Annotated in this window: 16 protein-coding genes; 12 read left to right on the forward strand and 4 right to left on the reverse strand. The window is 37.4% G+C overall.

Annotated elements, in window-relative coordinates:
• Nucleotides 1-729 precede the first annotated feature (729 nt).
• The 4 genes from AC2TF5_RS00305 to AC2TF5_RS00320 all read left to right on the forward strand — a co-directional run bounded on the left by AC2TF5_RS00305 (nt 730) and on the right by AC2TF5_RS00320 (nt 7,105).
• Nucleotides 730-1,473, forward strand: a complete 744-nt coding sequence (locus AC2TF5_RS00305; protein WP_491300321.1) for a restriction endonuclease — start codon at nt 730-732, stop codon at nt 1,471-1,473.
• A gap of 386 nt (nt 1,474-1,859) precedes the next feature.
• Nucleotides 1,860-3,707 (forward strand): DEAD/DEAH box helicase, encoded by a 1,848-nt coding sequence (locus AC2TF5_RS00310; RefSeq protein WP_491300322.1) that lies wholly within the window; start codon nt 1,860-1,862, stop codon nt 3,705-3,707.
• A 2-nt stretch (nt 3,708-3,709) separates the two neighbouring features.
• Nucleotides 3,710-4,135 carry a hypothetical protein gene (locus tag AC2TF5_RS00315; protein WP_491300323.1) on the forward strand — a complete coding sequence of 142 codons (426 nt, stop codon included), beginning with the start codon at nt 3,710-3,712 and terminating at the stop codon, nt 4,133-4,135.
• A gap of 879 nt (nt 4,136-5,014) precedes the next feature.
• Nucleotides 5,015-7,105, forward strand: coding sequence for a hypothetical protein (locus tag AC2TF5_RS00320; protein WP_491300324.1), 2,091 nt, complete (start codon nt 5,015-5,017; stop codon nt 7,103-7,105).
• A gap of 720 nt (nt 7,106-7,825) precedes the next feature.
• On the opposite strand, the gene AC2TF5_RS00325 is transcribed toward AC2TF5_RS00320, so the two are convergent.
• Nucleotides 7,826-8,389 carry a sugar O-acetyltransferase gene (locus AC2TF5_RS00325; RefSeq protein WP_491300325.1) on the reverse strand — a complete coding sequence of 188 codons (564 nt, stop codon included), beginning with the start codon at nt 8,387-8,389 and terminating at the stop codon, nt 7,826-7,828.
• Between the two features lie 553 nt (nt 8,390-8,942).
• Complete coding sequence (locus AC2TF5_RS00330; RefSeq protein WP_491300326.1) at nt 8,943-9,290, reverse strand: helix-turn-helix domain-containing protein; 348 nt, start codon at nt 9,288-9,290, stop codon at nt 8,943-8,945.
• 170 nt (nt 9,291-9,460) lie between these two features.
• On the opposite strand from AC2TF5_RS00330, the gene AC2TF5_RS00335 reads away from it, so the two are divergent.
• From AC2TF5_RS00335 to AC2TF5_RS00350, 4 genes are all read left to right on the forward strand, one after another.
• Nucleotides 9,461-9,904: a hypothetical protein gene (locus AC2TF5_RS00335; RefSeq protein WP_491300327.1), complete on the forward strand. Its 444-nt coding sequence runs from the start codon at nt 9,461-9,463 to the stop codon at nt 9,902-9,904.
• Nucleotides 9,905-10,010: 106 nt separating this feature from the next.
• On the forward strand, nt 10,011-10,745 hold the full coding sequence (locus AC2TF5_RS00340) for a CPBP family glutamic-type intramembrane protease (RefSeq protein ID WP_491300328.1): 735 nt from the start codon (nt 10,011-10,013) through the stop codon (nt 10,743-10,745).
• Nucleotides 10,746-11,114: 369 nt separating this feature from the next.
• Nucleotides 11,115-12,854, forward strand: coding sequence for an ABC-F family ATP-binding cassette domain-containing protein (locus AC2TF5_RS00345; protein ID WP_491300329.1), 1,740 nt, complete (start codon nt 11,115-11,117; stop codon nt 12,852-12,854).
• Between the two features lie 787 nt (nt 12,855-13,641).
• Nucleotides 13,642-13,995, forward strand: a complete 354-nt coding sequence (locus AC2TF5_RS00350; RefSeq protein WP_018757707.1) for a hypothetical protein — start codon at nt 13,642-13,644, stop codon at nt 13,993-13,995.
• Nucleotides 13,996-14,115: 120 nt separating this feature from the next.
• Here the strand turns inward: AC2TF5_RS00350 and AC2TF5_RS00355 are convergent, their stop codons facing one another.
• Nucleotides 14,116-14,895, reverse strand: a complete 780-nt coding sequence (locus tag AC2TF5_RS00355; RefSeq protein ID WP_491300330.1) for an alpha/beta fold hydrolase — start codon at nt 14,893-14,895, stop codon at nt 14,116-14,118.
• A gap of 428 nt (nt 14,896-15,323) precedes the next feature.
• Entirely contained in the window at nt 15,324-16,193 is an 870-nt protein-coding gene (locus AC2TF5_RS00360; RefSeq protein ID WP_491300331.1) for an aldose epimerase family protein, read from the reverse strand.
• A gap of 302 nt (nt 16,194-16,495) precedes the next feature.
• Here AC2TF5_RS00360 and AC2TF5_RS00365 point away from each other — a divergent pair, with 302 nt between their 5' ends.
• The 4 genes from AC2TF5_RS00365 to AC2TF5_RS00380 all read left to right on the forward strand — a co-directional run bounded on the left by AC2TF5_RS00365 (nt 16,496) and on the right by AC2TF5_RS00380 (nt 20,178).
• Entirely contained in the window at nt 16,496-17,614 is a 1,119-nt protein-coding gene (locus tag AC2TF5_RS00365) for a hypothetical protein (protein WP_491300332.1), read from the forward strand.
• Nucleotides 17,615-17,803: 189 nt separating this feature from the next.
• Nucleotides 17,804-18,697, forward strand: coding sequence for an AraC family transcriptional regulator (locus tag AC2TF5_RS00370; RefSeq protein ID WP_491300333.1), 894 nt, complete (start codon nt 17,804-17,806; stop codon nt 18,695-18,697).
• 308 nt (nt 18,698-19,005) lie between these two features.
• Nucleotides 19,006-19,335: a hypothetical protein gene (locus AC2TF5_RS00375; protein ID WP_491300334.1), complete on the forward strand. Its 330-nt coding sequence runs from the start codon at nt 19,006-19,008 to the stop codon at nt 19,333-19,335.
• 480 nt (nt 19,336-19,815) lie between these two features.
• Nucleotides 19,816-20,178 carry a RidA family protein gene (locus AC2TF5_RS00380; protein WP_491300335.1) on the forward strand — a complete coding sequence of 121 codons (363 nt, stop codon included), beginning with the start codon at nt 19,816-19,818 and terminating at the stop codon, nt 20,176-20,178.
• The last annotated feature ends 13 nt before the right edge of the window (nt 20,179-20,191 follow it).

Here is a 20,191-nt window from a genome sequence, read left to right on the forward strand (position 1 = left end):
TTGCTTGATGCAAGGCATCACCGTATGGTCATTGAGAAGAGTGTGGGGAAAGTCTTGAAATTGCAATTGTGGAGAGGAGGAGCGATGATGGAAAAAGATTTCAAGTAAATGGCGGAGTTGAAAGCTGCCGCTGAAGTATCAGAGTTCATTCGTTGAAGTACAACTGGACGCTGCTGACGTACTTCCTGCCGTCCAGCGTGATCCGTTACATGAGGGTCATGTGCTACGCCTACAACAAGTCCTTCAGCCGCATTATCTATCCGCACTAGAGGGGTAAAAACAGTGAATGCTATAAACAGCACAATACCCCAATTTAAAAAGTTCAATAATGATTTTAAGTCCATTAGTACAACCTACACTGAAACAAAATTGCAGTACATCCCAACCTCAGTTAGCGCACCCGATCTAAAGTTTTTCGAACCCCGTAATTTAAAGCTGTCAGGAAAGTATGGTTATGAGATATACCGAGATATTATTAAACTTGCTTTAATTTGAATTGATATGTAGTTTCGAATTGATTAATGGAACACTAAATTAGTAAACTTAGTAGTGTAGCCAGAGTAGGTACTAATGGTGAATAGTCCTCTCCTCATGTATATTTATGCTGGGTACATTTAAGTGAAAAATATCAAAAGTAATGCTGAATATATAATGCGATAAAAATAAATTAAAATATCTACCAGTTGAAGAAAACATATTTTCCGCGTAGAAGAAAGGTGGGTTACTTTTTTGAGATTTTCAAGAACAGTTAGAACGCATAACAGTGAGCACTATTTAATTCATAGTGATGAGGATTTTATAGGGGAGGTTAGTTTACATTATCAGAAGTCCGTTCATGGTATTTTTGTTATTGTTCAGGAAATTGATGGTGATCAGCTAAATGTTATACTAAATGAAGTTGAAGATCGAATCGTAAGTATGATTGAACCTAGAGAAGATTTTATATTTACAGTGTATAGGGGTCAAGAAATTGGTTTTTATTCTGATTATGGCGATCAATCTTTTAATATACCAGTAACTCAATCCGATTTGAAAGTAGTAACGGATTCCGTTGAAAATGTTTCGAAAAATTTGTCTAAGGTATTAAACAAACATACAGTTGCATCTGGTCAATTAAATCAATTTGCAGTGGTTGACTATTTTAAGGATATGGGGTATGAAGCGATTATTGCGCCTCCAGAACTCGATCATAAAAAAATTGATGTCTTGGCTGAAAATGATGTGGACATTATTTATATTCAAGTGAAAAAGGGTCAAGTAAGTAACTCTGAAATAAAAAAAGTGGTTGAAAATGTTGTAGGTGAAAAGAACGAAGAGAAGGTAAAAAAAGTTGGAATAGTAGCTGATATGTTTAATAATAATGCTGAATTATTTCGGATGGAATTACAAAAAACATATAACATCAATATTATTTTTATACATAAATATCAGATTCTATCACTGAAACCTGAATATAAAAGGGTGTTAGATTAAATAAATGGATATGGCTCGAGTTTGTAGTAAGGAGATGAAACCACTCCATTGTCAGGAGTGGTTTTTGGCTTATATGCTAATGTATATTTTATGGTCAAACCGTACTTTGTGTTTAGATACATTACGGTAAACCTTATCATAAGTGACGGCTAAATTTATGCAGTTATGGTATTGAAGGCAAGCCGTACCGCATCGTACCGTGCTAATCCTAAAATCATTTTGCTTGCTATGATTGATAAAGTTGAGTTTGTACTTAAATTATTTAAGGCAAAGCTAGTGTCGGCTAGAAAGGAATGCAGATTTAGCTTAACTTTTAGGTACAAAGGAGGATAACGGAAGTCAAGCTAGAATTAGTAAGCCATCACCCAAAAAGGAAGTGCATATGGATGTCATACTTCTTCGATACAGTTCCCAATATAATAAACAATAGAAAACTAAGAGAGCCACAAATCGAGGCTTATATAAAAATTAAGGATTACTATGAGGCAAATCCTCAAGGTGAAGCGTTAGTTGTCCTCCCTACAGGTACTGGTAAAAGCGGATTAATATCAATCGCACCATACGGTGTGTCGAATAAAAGAGTTCTTATAATTACACCAGGACTTGTGACCAAGAAAAGTGTAGTGAAAACACTTCATCCACTAGAAGATAACTTTTGGCTCAATCAAGATGTGATTTTCTCGCCAGAAGATATGCCTGTTGTAGAAGAATACGAGTCTGATATGTTAATGTCGAGTTTAGAAAAATGTAATTTTGTCATTACCAATGTTCATAAACTGGCTAGAAGTAACGCAAACTCACTGTTGAATAAAGTGCCATGGGACTTCTTTGATTTTATTATTGTTGATGAAGCCCACCATTCTGTCGCAACCACATGGGTAGAAGCATTGGAGTATTTTTCTGGTGCCAAAAGGCTTCATGTTACTGGGACACCGTACAGAGGTGACCATAAGGATCTTCCAGGAGAGGAAATTCATAATACTTCATTATCCGAAGTTATGGCTTTGAGATATGTTAAATGGCTTAGAAAAGCTACTATTAATAATGATAATTTGTTTTTCTCTATTCCAGGGGACTCTAAAAAATACACCAAAGATGAAGTACTTGCAATAAAGGAAAAGGAATGGGTCGAAAAATCTATAGCTCTATCGAAGGAATGTTCCATGGATGTCATAGATGAAAGCATTAAGCAACTACAAATAATCAGAGACGCATCCCCGAGTGTACCTCATAAAATATTGGCGGTTGCTTGTAGTATTGAACATGCTAGAGATGTGTCTCAATGGTACAAGGACAAGGGATGTGCAGTGAGGATTGTACATAGTCATATGCAATCAAGTGAGCTTGAACAGGCATTTTTAGATATCGATAACCATAAATGTGATGTTGTAGTGTCTGTAAATATGTTAATGGAGGGGTATGATCACAAATATTTAACTGTACTCTCTATATTCAGACCCTATAGAAGTTTGAATGCTTTCGCACAGGTTGTAGGAAGAATACTCCGAGCAATTCCTAATGAGGAAATAACTGATTTTGCTATTGATAACAATGCGGTTGTTATTTTCCATGAGGAAATAGGATTGAACACAATGTGGGATATATTCTCTAAAGAAGTGGAGAAAAGCAAAAAAATCCCAGTCAAAGACTATACAATACCAGGTGGTGAGTATAAAAAAAGGGAAATCGTATATGCAGGAATCGAAAAAGACGAGTATTTTATTAGTGATAAAGAATCATATCTTACAGGGCTTGATTTTAATGAATTGTTCGAGCAAGCAAGGCATCAGATTGAGCTTGACTTAGAGAGTAAAATGCAGAAGTTAAGAGATGCTGGACTAAGCGAGGCGGAAGTAGAGGTTGCTAAAGAGGCAATTAAAAAACAATCTGTAACATCCAAAAAGTCGGAGATTGATGAGCTCCTACTATCTAAGAGGCCGGAACTTCTAAGAAAAAAATCGAGAAGCTTCTTATACAACAATGCTAATGAGGCAGTGCAAGCGATACTGGAAGAGAAGGAGATAAATCCGAAGGGGACGGAGCTATTTCCTAAGTTCTATAATAGCATTCGTAATTTAAAAAGTGATTGTCCCAATGACGGAATATTAGTAAGATATATTAATGCGAGGCTATTTTCAAAATATGGTCCAGTAAATAAGCGAGAGCCAGAAGCATTATTAGACTCTCAAAAATACCTTGTTCAGATTGTTGATGAATTGAGGAGGATGATCTAAAAATGGAAAAACAGATTAATATGATTAGCAAGAAAATTGATGAGTTAATAAACTTATTGCTAACTAAAGGTGTGCAACCTAGTGACATTGCTAGTAATATCTTTTTAAACGATTACAGTAGTATCTGCTATAGGAAGATAGATGGAATGGTTGTTGGGGAACTGCTTATTCAAGAAACAGATATTAGTAGTTCTAAACTTCGCTATTATTATAATCTTACTCAAGAAGTAATCAAGATAGAGGAAGAGTTTATGGGGGTTACCTCAGTTATTTGGGATAGAAACTTTGCAGAGTCAAAAATAGTCAATGAACTAGTAAGTTTACTCAAAGATGTCTATGATGAAAAGCAGATTTCTAAATTTATTTCCACACTTCCTAAGTCACTGCAAAGCAGGGTGGTAGAAGAGGTAAATAAATTGACAGCATAAATTTGTAATTGGAGCAGAATATGTAAATTCGATTGACAAGACGGCAAATAGGAAAAAGAAAGAGAATATTTATTTCACAATGATAGAACTGTTGTTACTTCTTTCGACAAAGTACTTTTAGAACAAATAGAAGGTTGACCATAGACTAATGGGCAACCTTTTTGATTTGGGTTTAAACATGACATGTCCTTATATCAATAATGGAAAATATGATAAACTTGCCTCGCCCCGCCCAATTGAAAGGTTGGGAGAGCAAAGGATGGTGTGCGGACGGATGGGGGATATAAGTCTTTGAACATATGAAAGGGGTGGTGCCTATTATGGATAATATTGAAAAAATAGCGACTGATTTAGGGTTCCTTAGCCTTGTTTTTGTAAAGGTTATTACCTTCTGTACTACCTCTCAATTGTGCGCAGTCAAAAACGTGGTGAGACCACCGAAGCGGGTTGTTTTTAGGGTAGGATAAAGGTTTAAACTAGGAATAAATATGGTGTTTCTAGTAGGAGTGTTGAAGAACCGTACCATAATATCATTGAACTGTGGGGAAATGGAAATATTCTACGCAAGAGTAGTTACACATATTTCAAATAAAAATATCATTTAGACCACTTGCCACTATTCTTAGGGGCTAATGGTTGGCTGTATTATCTTCTTTTAAATCACAGTTGGAATGTATTGACAAATAGGTTGTGGGGTGTTAAATTAGCGTTATAGCAAAGTAGAAGGCTATCCGCCTTTGAAAGTTCTATGATGAAATAGGATATTACTGGGCAATGGTACTCGATTCTTTACAATCGTTTATTTAGCCGTAGTTTCTATATTCTCATAGAAGCTACGGCTTTTTCGTTTGCTAAAAACGATTATGAAGGAGAGTTTTTATGGTAGATTACACAACAAAAAGACTAAAACCACACGTTCTAACGATTGGTCTTGTCGGTGGTTCAGGTACTGGTAAGACCGAGGTCTCAACTCTGTTCACTACATTTGAAGCAGAGCAGATTATTGCAAAATCAAAAGGTAAAACAAATTCTTCACTGGAAGCAAAGCGAATTATTTATAGTCAAAAGTTTGAGGAAGAACAGGAACTTTTAGTAGCGGTAAAAAAGAAACAAACCATTTACTCGCGAAGTGAATATAAATATGCACTTATTAATGCGATTACTAAAGTTACTATAAAACGCGGAAAGAATGTGTCTGTTGACCCAACTGAGGTGGAAAATGACTTTAGGCATTACTTGCATCTCGAGTTGGATACAGATGTAAATACGAAGGCAACTCTGACTTTTATTCATTCATCCGACCTAGAGAAGTATGTAGAACAATTGGCTAATTTTTTTGCTTATGATATTGTCGATTCAGGTCTGCTATACACATTATACCATTCGGCAAAGAATCAACTCGAAGAAAAAGAAAAAAAGGATAACTCTGCAAAATTGTCTTCCGCAATCAAGGTCGAAGTTGCGAAGTTTCTTGATGATACTAATCAGTTTGATAAAATATGGAGTGTCTGGGAGAGCTTAAATGCTTCGTTAGATGAACATTTTTCCCATTATTTTTATCAGAAGTCGAAGGATGGATACTATTTCCACAAAATTGACTTGAAAAGCGTTGAAGAAAGCCATAACTTTATAGAAGCATTTTTTACATCAAACAATCTTCGTGACGGTGAAAAGCTATCCTTAGAAGTCATGTGTGAAGAAATTGTTATATACACTCCATTGAGTCCAGATATTATGCCTGTGCTTCAACAATATGGTTCTATGTTTGAAGATCCGTATGGGTATTATACGATAGCACTTCTTGATACGAAGGGGATTTTTCACTCTAATCAGGATGCGAGTTACGATAGCGACAATCCCGACGAAAGCTATTTTACTGAGTTGCTATATAATCATGAGTACGATGCTTTATTGTTCGTAGTTCCACTGTTTGGCGATGCAAACGAAGAGAAATTTAAAAATCTATGTAACGAGGTGATGAGGGGATTTAATAAGCAAATCCCGTTGTTCGTGTTGCAAAATAAAGTCGATTTGTTTATCGATAATGAAACTAAGAAGCTTACGCAAAGAAGTCGCTTTTATAATCCTGATGCGAAACAAAGCAGTGGTGTAATCGATGTTTCAGCGGTAATGAATAAAATTTCAGAGGCTTCGAATAAGGTAATTGAAGGCTTAGAGAGCTTGCAATCTTCGAAAAGAAAAGATGAAAGAATTACACCACTTATTTGTTACTTAAAATTAGATGAACGTCATCCACATGAACTTTTGGAGGCTTACAATCCACTTAAGGTAATAGAAAAAGTGGCTGATACCATGAATGTTTATCTGAGAAATTCAGTAACTAAATATTCATTCCAGCTAGAGTATGGTTATGAGGATATCAGAATTATTCTAGATACTGGAGAGTTAGAACGGGGGCTTCGGGAACACTTTGAATCAGCTCAGATGGAAACAAAGGTGTATATACCCGCTAACGAAAATATCAAGGCAAACCTTGGGATCAGACCACACGGGTCAGGGTTTAATGCAGCTCAAAGGAAATTGAAGTTAGGCATCGGGCATAACTCAAACATTAATGAGAAGTACTTCGTTAATTGTAAATCCTTCAATTTAGATTTACCAGGGATTTTCAAAAATACAATTTCAGTAGATTTACTTCAACGTATGTTAAATAAAGCTGTGTCTTTTGAGGGTGGCAAATTTAAGCGCGAAGAAGATATTAAGGCATTGAAAGAAATCGCTTGCAGGTATTTTGATAGTTATTCATTTGTAGCAAAAATTTTGTATTATCGAGCTTTTCTGGAAGCTGAAAGAGTTGGTTATTTTGATAATCAAAAGTTATTTACTGCGTTTCTCCAAAACTGTATTCCTTATTGTACGGGATATCACTCTGAACATAAGACTGTGCTGGAAGAAGAGCTTGTTATTGCTTTAGAAAAGTCAATCCGTTTTAATGTAAAGTATTGTTAATAGCTCTCATATGGGATAGAAGAAAACCCACTTCTCTTTTGGAGTGGGTTTTCTTCTATTGTTACGTTAATGATAATAGTAAGCTGTAAACGAAAGAGTGTGAGCTTTGTTAGGGGAACCCGAGCACAATTTTAAATGTTCTGTTGTGTTGCATAAACATTTTTTTATTTAGAAAAAGTGTCCTTTATGTGTGTTGTAAGTCAGAGCACTACATCGCATTTTCACCGATAGACCCGTTAAGCTGAGCCTTATAACAAGTAGGGCGAAAATTGGCGCAAGGCAATAATTGTATTGATGAGAAACTTTGATCGTGAACAGGGGTTCTTCCTAACTAAGGAATGGCCCCGCCTTTTTATGTTCAGAGGGAGGCAGAGCGTTAAACGCGCTTTTTATGTCGATGTTTATTCAATCACCGCAATCGTTAATAGTTTTTGAGGATCCGCGCGTCGCGTTGTTGCTGGGGAGTACGGCTTACCATGCCGGAGTAGTTATACCACTTCATCTTGTGTATGCCCACCTTCCGAAAGGTGCCGCGAAAGACCATCTTGTTTATGGGATTCCTGAGAAACCAGTGGGGAACAAAACGGAGAAAATGAAAAGACGTCCTTTGCTAAGGAGCTACTGCTTTAGCAGTGCCTTCTCCAGGACGTCTTCCTTCATGGTTATGGTCAGTATAACAAACGTTCATTAGTGGCGATAGAATCACCGATTGGCGCCTGACTAAAGGTCTTTTTTCAAAGAGCGAATGACCTTGCACGGATTGCCTACAGCCAAACTATCTGGCGGAATGTCCTTCGTAACGACACTGCCGGCCCCAAGCACGCTGTTCGCTCCGATCGTCACTCCTGGCAGGACTATAGCGCCTGCACAGATCCATACATTATCACCAATATTGACTGGATGTGTGTATTCCAATCCCGCTAACCGTTGCTCTACATCCATGGCATGTTCTTCCGTTATAAGGCAGACGTTGGGCGCAATAAACACGTTGTTACCAATTGTAATTTTCCCGCTGTCCATGAGCTTGCAATTAACATTGAGAAAAAAATTGTCTCCTACCGTGGTATTGTACCCATAAGTGCAGAAAAGCGGCTGCTCCACAACGCAATTATCTCCCGTCTTTCCCAGCAGTCCGCGAATGGCAGTCAGTCGTGCTTCGTGGTCTAGCGGGTGTATATTGTTATATTCGTATAGCTTTTTCACGGTATCCGCACGGTCTGCGACAAGCTCAGGATCGCCAGGTTGGTATAACATACCAGCATGCGATTTTTCTTTTTCGTTCATAACATCAACTCCTTTATTCATATCAGCAAAAGTATTTTATTATAAGGGATGATATGGTTCAACTATAAAATTACGCCATTGGCATTATCGAGATTGTGAGATGGCAGGATGTGACCCCGATATATGCTTCGAGAGTGCGTAAAGATGTTGGATGGCCTCGAACTCAACGGACAACTGGTGCCTGGCTTTCAGGTGGAGATCGGCAGAATGGTAAATCAATTAAGCAAAAAAGGCACCCCAATCGGGTGCCTTTCGATTTCGCTCTATAGATGTTACGGTGAGCCGTATCATAAATAGGGCGAAAAATTTTATTAGGAAAGTTTTTGGGGGGATGGTGCGTGTGGAGTATAGTGAATTAGAGATGATAGATGTACTTAGTCAGGTGCATCGGCGATTTTTTCGACATGAGAGAAATCGATGGTTTCTCTTTTACCGTCGGAAAGTTCACGTAACGAGATGCCGTGATGTTTAAGCAATTCTGGAATTTTAACGAAGACTTTTTGATGATCATACACAAAATATGAGTGACTATGATAAACAACGTTCTATATTTCTATTCTTTCCCTCGCACAATCTCTCTTATCACATTTTTAGCTACACGCACTTGTTCCGGATTTGATTCTCTAAGCATCATTACAATATCTTTTACCTCTGCATCTGCCTCAGTAAGCTCACTATCCTCATAAACATATGAAAATAACTGAGCGACATTTACTTCTAGCGCGTTTGCAACTTTGGCTAGACTTAACAATGAGACGTTCTTTTCTCCTCGCTCAATCTGCCCGATATATGAGAAATGAAATCCACCTTTTTCTCCTAACGACTCCTGTGACAAACCTCGTTTTTTTCTTAAAGTTCTTACTCTTGCCCCAACTAATTTAAGGATATCTTTATCGTTCATAATCCACACCTCACTATACCAAAAGTGTAGACAAGATTACTCAATACAAACATTAGCTTCTGAATATTTAATGATTAAAATAATATCTAAAAGTATCAAAAATGATATCAATAAATATTATTTAAATGTATAATACTGGTATTAATGAAATCCTATGGAGGATTAGGTGCATGATCAATGAAGCATCTTTGGAAATTGTGATTATTTTAATGAAACGTCCTGTTGGTTGCAGTCTCTCCCAAACCTACATGAATCTCACCCCAATCTTCCTACATCACAACCTCCCCAAACCTTGCCTGATCCTAAGCGACTGGTCATTAGAAATTATGCTCAAGGCTCTATATATTCAAGAGCGGGGGAGTATTTTTCCACCATATAACTTGCCCATAGAAGATCTATTTGATCTGACACGGAATGGATCGAATGCTGATTTCGACGCTGTGAATCTAATTGAATCGGTAAAGTATCTAGCGAACAGTCCAAGCTCATCATGGATACAGAATATGAGCGCAGCGCATCTTCAGAGGCTCATGCGGAAAGTGGACGAGCTCTTATGCCGACTTTCCCCCAGAGTTACCACTTCTCCTACCGAGCGATACACTTCCATATTTTAAGAGAAGAGGAATAAGACTCCTCAATGTTTATAACAGATTTCACCTTCCAGATATTGATATAATGGCGGCAGTAAATTCTATTGAGACTGGGAGAAATGAATTAGAGATGACAAACAAAGTAGGATTCAAACTGACTTCGCTATTGGTAGGATTATTGTGTTTATGGGGTTTGGCAGCTGTATTTAAGATGATGGTTATTTGGTTTCTGTTATTTGGAGTGGTCTCCGTGGTTTATATTATAAAAAATAAGAACACCACATTAAGAGATATTATTATCGGGTGTGTACTCGGGATCATAGCTATGCCAGCTAGTGTGTTTATGGGCGCGTCGTCCATTCTCATTTATATTGGTGCCACCAGTATGATGAAAGGTTCTAGTCATAGAATTATTTTGATTAAAAATGCTGCGAAAAGAGATGTTGTGATCTCGTGTGTAACTTTGGTGTTGGTGGGCGTGGTATTAGGGGGGATCAATGTTCTACTTGGCCTCAGCAGTAATCCTATTAATCCATCATTCCAACTGTCGCATATTTTTGAAGCCATCAAAGCCGGTGTGACGGAAGAAATCATGTTCAGATATTTTCTATTCGCTCTTTGTGTTGTCATAGCAGGGGACCATAAGTTTACTAAGCTGCAAAATGTATTATGTTACTTGATTATGGTGTTGCCGCATGTGTTCATTCACTTTGAATTAAGTACTATCAATATCGGAAATATCATCGTGCTATCTCTATTATTTGGACTACCATTTGCATGGCTTCAACGTAAGCGTGATTTGGTATCAGCCATGGGTTCGCATTCCATTGTAGATATTATTAGGTTTTGTCTGTTTAGTGCGTAGATAGAAAGCATATTATAGCCTCCCTGTTATAGGGAGGTTATTTTTGTGTAAGGATACTCGGATCAAGTATGCAAAAATCGCCGGTGATATGATCAAAAGGAAAGGAGGGAGGACTTCTATGTACGAATGGAATGAAATGGAACAGCTAGGCTATTCAGCTTACCCCTGCAGCCTACCCAAAAGCTTCCCGACCTATTTCGTTGGCTATTCGTCAGGAGGTAGCAAGGAACTTTGACCCCCAAGGGATGGGATACAAATACATTGAAGTTGCTTGTAAACAGTGTTACGCTAACAAACGGCAAACTCTAAAACTACGCGCTACAATACTTTCAATAATAGTCACTTTTAGTTATACAGAAAGGTAATACTATGATAAAAGTTAAAAACTTATCCTTCTCATTTCCACAAAAAGAACTATATAATAACATTTCATTTACGTTAGAAGAGGCACAGCATTGCGCTTTTATTGGAACAAGTGGCAGTGGTAAAAGTACACTGATCGATATACTGATGGATCCAGAAAGATATTTGTTCGAGGGTAAGTTAGAGATAGATCCAACCTGCACAATTGGGTATGTAAGTCAGTTCTCCCAACTAGACAGAACGAATGAAACAACCGTTTTTGAATATATCGGAGAAGAATTTATTAAGATACAAAATGAAATACAATCTATTTGTACTGAAATGGAAACATCATCGGATATTGAGCCGTTACTCGAAAAGTACCAATTAGCTTTAGACGCATTTAATGCAATCGGCGGCGATAATTTTGAAAGCAACATTAATAAAAAACTAAATCTAACAAACCTCATGAAGCTAAAAGATGTTAGGATATCCGAACTGAGTGGTGGAGAATTCAAGCTTATTCAAGTGATGAAGGAGATGCTTAATAGTCCCGACTTGATGATTATGGATGAGCCCGATGTATTTTTAGATTTTGAAAATCTAAATGCGCTTAAAAAACTTATTAATGCTCACAAAGGCATACTGCTAGTTGTTACCCACAACCGATATCTATTGAATCATTGTTTCAACAAAATAATACACCTTGACAACATGGAGATCCAAGAGTTTGATGGGCGATATATTGAGTATAATTTCTCATTACTTCAGACAAAAATTGAGTTGCAAGAAATCGCAGTCGCTGAACAAGAAGAAATTGAGAGATACGATAACATTATTGATAATCTTAGAGCTATCGCAACTTATAATTCAGAAGCATCTAGAGGGAGAGCTTTAAAAGCTAGAGTTAGGTTTCAAGAGAGATTGGAAGCGCGTAGAATTAAAGCGCCATTTGTTGATATTAAGCAACCGAATATCAGTTTTGATATTGAGAATGAAATTGAAGACACCACTGTTATAAATGTCAGTAATTATAGTGTTGCCTTTGATGAGTTGCTTTTAGACAATGTTAACTTTGAGATAAAATCTACGGATAAAGTAGCCATTATTGGTTCAAACGGTACCGGGAAAACGACTTTACTCCGAGATATCTTTAACAATAATCATGATTCCATTGAAATAAATGCTGATGTTAAAGTGGCTTATTTATCTCAGATTCAAGGCGAAATGCTAAAGGATTCTAATACAATACTAGAAGAATTCATCGATGCTGGGTTTAAAACTTATGATGAGGTTAGATCGTATATATCACACTATGGCTTTGAAGGAGAAATCGTTAATCAAAAGATAGAATCTTTATCTGGTGGAGAAAAAAATATGCTTCAATTGGCTAAAGTTTCTGCCAGTAAAGCAAACGTATTGCTTCTTGATGAACTGACAAGCCATTTAGACACCTATACACAAATAGCACTGGAGAAAGCCACCCAAGACTTTAAAGGTGCGATTCTCATGATATCTCATGATTTCTATTCTGTTGTAAATGGTATGGATTATGTATTAATCATTGACGATAAGACGATTAGAAAAATGAGTATGCGAAAATTTAGACAGATGATTTATGCTAGTCATTTTGATAGAGACTATTTAGAAACTGAACAAAATAAAAAATCAGTTGAAATGAAAATAGAATTGGCTTTAAAAGATACTAATTTTGAACTTGCAAAAGTATTAGTTGATGAGCTAGAAGAGCTGATTAAGTTGCTTTAAACTACGACCCTCTGATTGAAATGATTACAAGAATCAATTTATTGTACTGGGAATTAGTCCGAGTTCAACGATGAAACATGATGTTGGTGGAAAAGTATCAATAAAAAAGACACTGATGGATAGAATCTCAGTGTCTTTTTACTGCATTCATTTCTTGATAGCTCTTGCCGTGGTCAGTGGTTCACTTATTATTAAAAATCTCTCTCAACACATTTTTGGCCATAGTAATCTGTTGAGGATCTTTCTCCAAGAGACTCTTGTGTTAATCCTCTTTCTTTTCTCAGGTCACGAATACGAGCACCGACCCGTAGAAGCGGGCCGTTGGGGAAGCCCCCAATGGGAAGCGATGGAAGAAAGCGGAGCTTAGAGTAAAGTTAACGCTTAAAGGAGTTTGCAAGTTGGAGTCGAACAGTTGGCTCGGTCCCTACCTGAGCCTGCACGAGGACGGAAAGGGGGAGATTCAGATGATGATTCTATGTTAACGTCTGTCCTTTTTCACAGATATGATCTGGGGGTTAGGGGAGGACGCTCGAATTGTAGAGCCGCAAGAAGCGCTTCATTATATGGCTTGGAAAATTGGGAAGATGAAGGAGCTATACTTGAAACGGTTTTAAGCTAACGGGCAGGATAATGTAATATTCCATCATGCAACCGGCGAAATATTCGCTTGCATGTTCAGTTCTTGGGTAAATTAGCTCAATAAATTCTATAAATAAGATTATCTATGGTATAATATGTTAATATATTTTAAAAATACTAAAGCGTTATGAAATGGTGGACTAAACGAATGGAACGTACAATTCAATTAATGGAAACCCATTTAAATATCGATCTTGGAAATCCGCCCTTTTTAAAATTAGATAACGGGTTGCAAATTCCATACTCTTCGATTAAGGGGATAACAACAGGTAGACCCATACCAAATGCTTTCAAGCTTTATGGTTTTTCTTTTGGAGGAACAAGAAATGGATTATTTAGATTCAATGGAGGTTATCATCTCTACTTTTTTAATAATGAGGTTGATACCCTTCATTTTGACTTGAATAATTTTCTTGTTGGTAAATTTAAAATATCAAAGTTAATCATTGATGTTAAAAACCCTGAAGAAATAAGTAAAACTATCTCCGAAAGATTGACGTGATAGTTCAATACCGAAAGGTCTACCGCACTGGCTTTTCTCAACTAACGGGCAGATTTGCTCAATCATCGGGCATTATCGGACTATATTTATGGGGAGCGATGGTGCGGCTAATCCGAGTCGTTATGCAAAAGAAGATAATAATTGGTTGAATCTATCGCGCTCCTCTAAAAAAGCGCAATGACCGCTGTATTGGAACGGAACTAGCTTCGAATTTTTGATCAGCTTATTTGTTTCCTCAGCTTGGGTAAACGGAACGACTTTATCATGAATTCCGTGAATAATTAATGTGGGTACATCGATCTGACCGAGATCTTTGTAAACATTTTCATCTCTAAGCGTGACCATAATGGCGGAAGTCGCCCAATTCGCCGCTTGTAATCCCATTAAAACGAACCAATCGGATTTCGGTTCGGAAATATACTGAAAGAAAAAAATTCCCGTTTGGTCTTGCAGCATTTGCGGTCGGTCATGATTTGTATCTTCGATGATTTTATTTGTAAATTCTTTTGGAACGCTAGATGGAGAGGCAGCGTCGATCAGGACGAGTTTAGATACCCCATACCCTTTGTAACGAGCCATATAACGAATCGATATCGCGCCTCCGGTAGAGTGTCCTGCCAGTGTTATGTTTCTTAACTGTAACGCCTCGATGACCATGCGGACATCATCCGCTAATCTATCGAAATTGTACCCGTCGAATGGTTTATCCAAATTGCCGTATCCTCTCCAGTCCATTCCGATACAACGATATCCGAGCTTAGGAAGGAAATTGAACTGATATTCGAACTGGTTATGGTTTAGCGGCCATCCATGAATAAAAAGTATCGTTTTATTTCCCTTCGGATTGATGTCCTCTATAAATACTTTTACGCCCGGTTCCACAGTAACGAAGTATCCCAAGTGTATCGCCTCATTTTTTTTAAAATGTACTTCCCCATTAAGATATTCGCCCTAGGCAAGGTGAATGCCTAATTTCGGCGTCAAATTGGGTTTAGATAGTACGTAGAGATTTCTGAGGAATAGCTTGAGTGAAACAATTTCTTCAGATCATTGAGCTAACGGGATACGATAGTTAATATAGCGATATCAAAAGCAGAGCCATCCGGCGAAGGATAGCCTTAAACTTGCCGTTACAGACAGCGTGGAGAAACTTAATATAAATAAGGGCGAAATGAGATTGCCAGTCTCGCACTGTGAGGGGGAGATGACTATCAAAGCCCCATTCCATATCTAAACCAAACAAGGATGAACCGAGGCAATCGGTTCATCCTTGTTTGGTGGGCTTCCGCACGAAGGGGAAATAATAATAACATCATCTACTTTTGAAGTTAAATCAATGACTCTGCTGTTATTTGGATAGTGGATGTATGTGTTTGGCTGGCTTCAAGAAATTGGATGCCTTGTCCAACGTTCATACCATTTACAGGAGCCATCCAAGGCTCGATGCACACGAAGGATTTTCCTTGCAATGCCCAAAGCACCATATACTGATATATATCTTCTGAGGTGATTGTCACTTTCAGTTGTCTTGCATGATCAATCATCTCACAATGGTTAGATTGTAGTTGCTCATAAATGACATTTGATTCGGGTTGATTAAAGTTAAATTTATTTTGCACCATACTATTTGGTACCATTTCTTTGCAATTAGATGAGGGAATATTTATTTCGATACTGCCTTTATCTTCCACATAGAAATAAGGGTGGTATCCTAAATAGAAGGGCATCACTTTATTATCATTATTATTAATAGTAGCTTGTATGCTTAACCCACTCTTGGTAAGCGTATATTGCATGATCAGTTTGAAATGGAAAGGGTATCTTTCATATGTTTCTTCATTATCTACCATCTCAAGCGTTATTGAAGCACAGTGCTCATCAGCAAAAGTATGGGTTACTTTACCTGCTAGATTACGCGCAAAGCCGTGCTGTTTTAATTGATAAGCGATGTCGTTGTAATAGTAAGTCTCATCAACCAAGTAGCTACTAATAGGAAACAAAATAGGATTGCCACCGCGTATATTTTTCGAAGTATCCTCTAATGTTTCTTGTTCAAGATAAAAAATCGGTTCATTATTATGTATATATTTACTAATAATACCGCCCCGTTCGGGAACCACTTCGATATTAATTTTATGATCCTCATTGGTTAGAACATAGGTCTCAAATCGTTCTTGCTTAGTGTAACAAGTAAACATAATCTTCCTCCTCAGCGGTAGTTATAATAAGAGTGATGCCGTCTTAATAGTGTAACAGATCGTCGACTTCGATGATCTGTTTTTTTGTATTTACTCCGTTATTAACACGCAGGGGTGCCTTTTTGATTTCGCACTACAGATGTTACGGGAAGCCGTATCATAAGTAGGGGCAAGTTTTGAGATGTACACAAATTATATGGTTTTATATAGATAAATTGATTGATTTACTACACTCGGTTGGAAGACAATGTAATTAGGGGTTAAGCGTTGTACAGTATTTAGAATAACTGGAGGGGTTTCCTTTGATAAAAATTAAATTAGCTACCGACGAGAATGCTAATAACATTTTTAAAGTTGATGGAGTTACAATGATTGAGAAGAAAGGATACATCACTGCTAAAGGCAATAAAGACCTTTGGGCGTGTGTGTATGATTATCATTTATCTCAGAAAGCTTCTGAAGCTTCTTTTAATGAAATCCCAAAAGAGATTACATCACTTACACTTTTTTATCCCTTAGAATTTAACGATTTTATTGATGAGATAGAGATAGTTAGAAATAGAGATAATTATGAGAATATGGAGTTACGTTTTAATTTCTCTTGGGATTTTGAAAAATGGAAAAAACCTTATAGTATTGAGGAATTTGCTGAAGCCATGGATTATACTGCTTCACAATATAAAAATCAATATGTTAGATGGGGACAGCGAGATGAAATTATTAGCAATGGTTGCCATATTAGTTGTGATAATTTTTCTAAAGATGAGAGTATAACATCAGTCATTGGACACTACATACCCATCATTGAGGAGATTTATCAAAATGCAAATAAGTCTTTAATTGAAAAATCAAGAGAAGAATCAATGGTTAGCCTTTTTCATTTCCCTGAACAAGTCCGTGTTGCTTGCGAGCAGTATCTACTTTATTTTGCGGAGTTTTTGAAAGATATAGGTATCAAGGCAACAACAGATATTAGCCATGAGGCTAGCCAAGTTATTTTCTCCGTAACGCCTGAATCTAGTGAGATAGCACTAACTAAAATTCGTGAAGCTCTAAATGTTTATCTTCAATTGCCTAATAATTTGTCTAACTTGAACTTTGTTAATATGACTGTTGGTCCGAGAGAACAACAATTATTAGCAAATATTCAACACCTCAATGGTCAATTATTGCTTGCGAATGCGTTAGTACAAGCTCAAAAAGAAATTATAGAGAATCAAAGAATCACAATTGATCAGCAACATAGAATAATTGATTCCTCTATTCTTCACCAATCACTGTTAAAAGACTCCAATTCAGAAGAAGATCAAGAAGAACTTTTAGCAGGGACTGTTTCACTGACTAAGTATAAAGGAAATGGATTTGAGATCAACACTCCAGGGATTTACCGTTGGATCAAAGAAAAGTTATTAAAACAATAATTAGATAGAGCATATACACATTCTCAAAACTTGCCGCTTCAGCCATCGCGGTGAACCGTACCACAAATAGGCGAAATTCCTCCGCTCGAAACCACGGATTTAAAGATGAGCTTGCATTATTTGATTATGATCTGCAAGGATTTTTATCTTCAGATATGATTAACTGTTTTTAGAGGGGAGAGAAACGGGATGACATGGTTTGAAAGAATGAATAAAGCGCTCGACTATATCGAGGATAACCTCTGTGCGGATATTGATATGACAAAAGCCGCAAGTATTGCTGGCTGTTCCAACTCCAGTTTCCAGAGAGTGTTTTCAATCGTAGCGGATATTTCCTTGTCTGAGTATATCAGACGAAGGAAGATGACTCTTGCTGCCTTTGAGTTGCAGAATAGTAACATTAAGATTGTTGACCTTGCAATGAATTATGGTTATGACTCTCCGGAGGCTTTTACACGTGCTTTTCACAATATTCATGGGACAACGCCGTCATCAGCGCGCGATAATGGTGTTGTTCTCACAGCCTATCCCCGAATCTCTTTCCTACTAGCAGTGAGAGGAGTTGTTCCTGTGAATTACAGAATTGAATCGAAAGAGGCATTCACCATTTATGGTATTGAAAGTATCATGACCACTGATAACGGTGAAAATTTACGTTCCATCCCCCAATTATGGCAAGATGCACTAAGTGACGGCAGGATCGGCAAACTTATCAAATCAACGAATATGCTTACAGAGGCACCGAGCGATTTGTGTTTGGTCAATGCTATTTGCGATTATCTTTCGGTCGAAGGTGATAACACTTTTCCTTACATGCTTTTCGCCTACAAAACGGGTAAAAGCCAACCCGATGGTTATAAGGAAGTGACGGTTCCAGCCACAACATGGGCGATTTTCAGAACTGAAAACCATACAATGGAAGGCACAAGCGATGCTATTCAAAGTCTTATCAAAAGAGTATATACCGAGTGGTTGCCGACTGCCAATTATGAGAAGGTTGACGGCTATGAGTTGGAACTGTATTATGGTCGCGGTAGCGCATGCTGGAGCGAAGTGTGGTTTAGAGTAAAACCAAAGAAATAGTTTGTCAAAAAGTGGCGAGGTTATTCATATCAAATTCCGGTAGTTAAATCATGATATTCAGATTTTGCTTCAGCAAAGGGGCTTTCCCAACCAAAGGAAAGGCCCCTTTCGCCATGGAGTAAGGAAATTATATATAAGTTGGCCACAGATTTTAAATCGTAAAATATTTACTTGCTCACTGGGGCTCATAAAGCAGCAGACTGGGAGGAATGGTCGCAGTTTGTGGAAATATGCTTTGAACCCAATTCTCCTATGGACACTCGGTTAAAAGAAACACTTATTCAGATGATGATGGGAGAGGATAAGAAATGAGCTTTACGGTAGACCAGATAGTCCATAAAATAGATAAGCCCTTCCTTTATGTAGATTATAACGAACTTATTGAAGAAGATATCATAATGCTTTCAAAAATCGATATAAAAAATGATTATTTTGGAGTCCCTGTTTCGCTTTGTGAAGGTTTAGAGGTTGTTGGATTTCAGAAGGATGAGGATATAGATGGTACAAGGGACGATATTATTGTTGAAGGCGTGTGTATTATAAATAAAACCGGATATTTCAATCATGTAAAATGGGTGCTGAAAATCGATGACAAAGGAATACGGCACATGAGTGATTTTTTAGAGAAAGGATGGTAATAGATGTAAGGTGTGATCTATGCCCTGTATTCCTCTGATAGCCACGGGAAGAATATTGCGGCTCTAAGAACGAAAATTATGCAAAACACTCAAATAATAAACGAAGGCAGCCTAACGGGTACGATAGTTGAATGACATACAATCAGGCCACCGATAACTTCGGTGGCCTTCCGTGCATGTTATGTAAGCTTGAATCATAGTCCTCGGATAGGGTAAGCTTGGCAACTATGCGCAGAGAAGCATTTTTCGCCGATAGCCCCGTTAGGTCAAAGAATGCGGGTGAAAAATACTGTTAGCACACCTTAGCTGCTAATTTCTCGTGAAAAGACCAAAAGGTAGCTTTTACGTGCCACGGCGCTTGTTTTTTTATTAAGCTAACGGGCAGGATAACATGGAAATACATGTTAAAAAAATCATTTACAATTCGGAACATACGTTCTACCATGGAGGGGTGATCGTATTACATAGGAGGTTCATGAAATGATAAACCGAATTTCAACACCATTTAGCTACTCAGCAGCTGTTTCGGCAGGAGATTATGTGTTTCTTGGATTACATAGAGGTTTTGGACAAACCTTTACTGAGCAAATACATGATACTTTTTCACATTTAAAAGACACACTTAATCAACTTGATGTACCACTTCAAAATCTTGTAAAAGTTAATGTCTACCTCAAAAGTATTAAGGACTTACCCGAAATGGAACAAGTTTTTTTTGATTATTTTGAAAAAGATAATTTCCCTGCAAGAATGACATCCACAACAGAGTTCATTGATTCAGACTGTCTTATGATGATTGACGGTATAGCATATAAAGGATTGGGACGAAAAACGATAGCATAATGAGAACAGGCTG

This window comes from Paenibacillus sp. JNUCC 34 (assembly GCF_058269055.1).

Coding starts and splice junctions, on each gene's coding strand:
- AC2TF5_RS00320 (WP_491300324.1), top strand. CDS start 5,015: ATGGTAGATTACACAACAAAAAGACTAAAACCACACGTTCTAACGATT.
- AC2TF5_RS00370 (WP_491300333.1), top strand. CDS start 17,804: ATGACATGGTTTGAAAGAATGAATAAAGCGCTCGACTATATCGAGGAT.
- AC2TF5_RS00340 (WP_491300328.1), top strand. CDS start 10,011: ATGACAAACAAAGTAGGATTCAAACTGACTTCGCTATTGGTAGGATTA.
- AC2TF5_RS00330 (WP_491300326.1), bottom strand. CDS start 9,290: ATGAACGATAAAGATATCCTTAAATTAGTTGGGGCAAGAGTAAGAACT.
- AC2TF5_RS00310 (WP_491300322.1), top strand. CDS start 1,860: ATGTCATACTTCTTCGATACAGTTCCCAATATAATAAACAATAGAAAA.
- AC2TF5_RS00380 (WP_491300335.1), top strand. CDS start 19,816: ATGATAAACCGAATTTCAACACCATTTAGCTACTCAGCAGCTGTTTCG.
- AC2TF5_RS00325 (WP_491300325.1), bottom strand. CDS start 8,389: ATGAACGAAAAAGAAAAATCGCATGCTGGTATGTTATACCAACCTGGC.
- AC2TF5_RS00335 (WP_491300327.1), top strand. CDS start 9,461: ATGATCAATGAAGCATCTTTGGAAATTGTGATTATTTTAATGAAACGT.
- AC2TF5_RS00345 (WP_491300329.1), top strand. CDS start 11,115: ATGATAAAAGTTAAAAACTTATCCTTCTCATTTCCACAAAAAGAACTA.
- AC2TF5_RS00315 (WP_491300323.1), top strand. CDS start 3,710: ATGGAAAAACAGATTAATATGATTAGCAAGAAAATTGATGAGTTAATA.
- AC2TF5_RS00375 (WP_491300334.1), top strand. CDS start 19,006: ATGAGCTTTACGGTAGACCAGATAGTCCATAAAATAGATAAGCCCTTC.
- AC2TF5_RS00360 (WP_491300331.1), bottom strand. CDS start 16,193: ATGTTTACTTGTTACACTAAGCAAGAACGATTTGAGACCTATGTTCTA.
- AC2TF5_RS00350 (WP_018757707.1), top strand. CDS start 13,642: ATGGAACGTACAATTCAATTAATGGAAACCCATTTAAATATCGATCTT.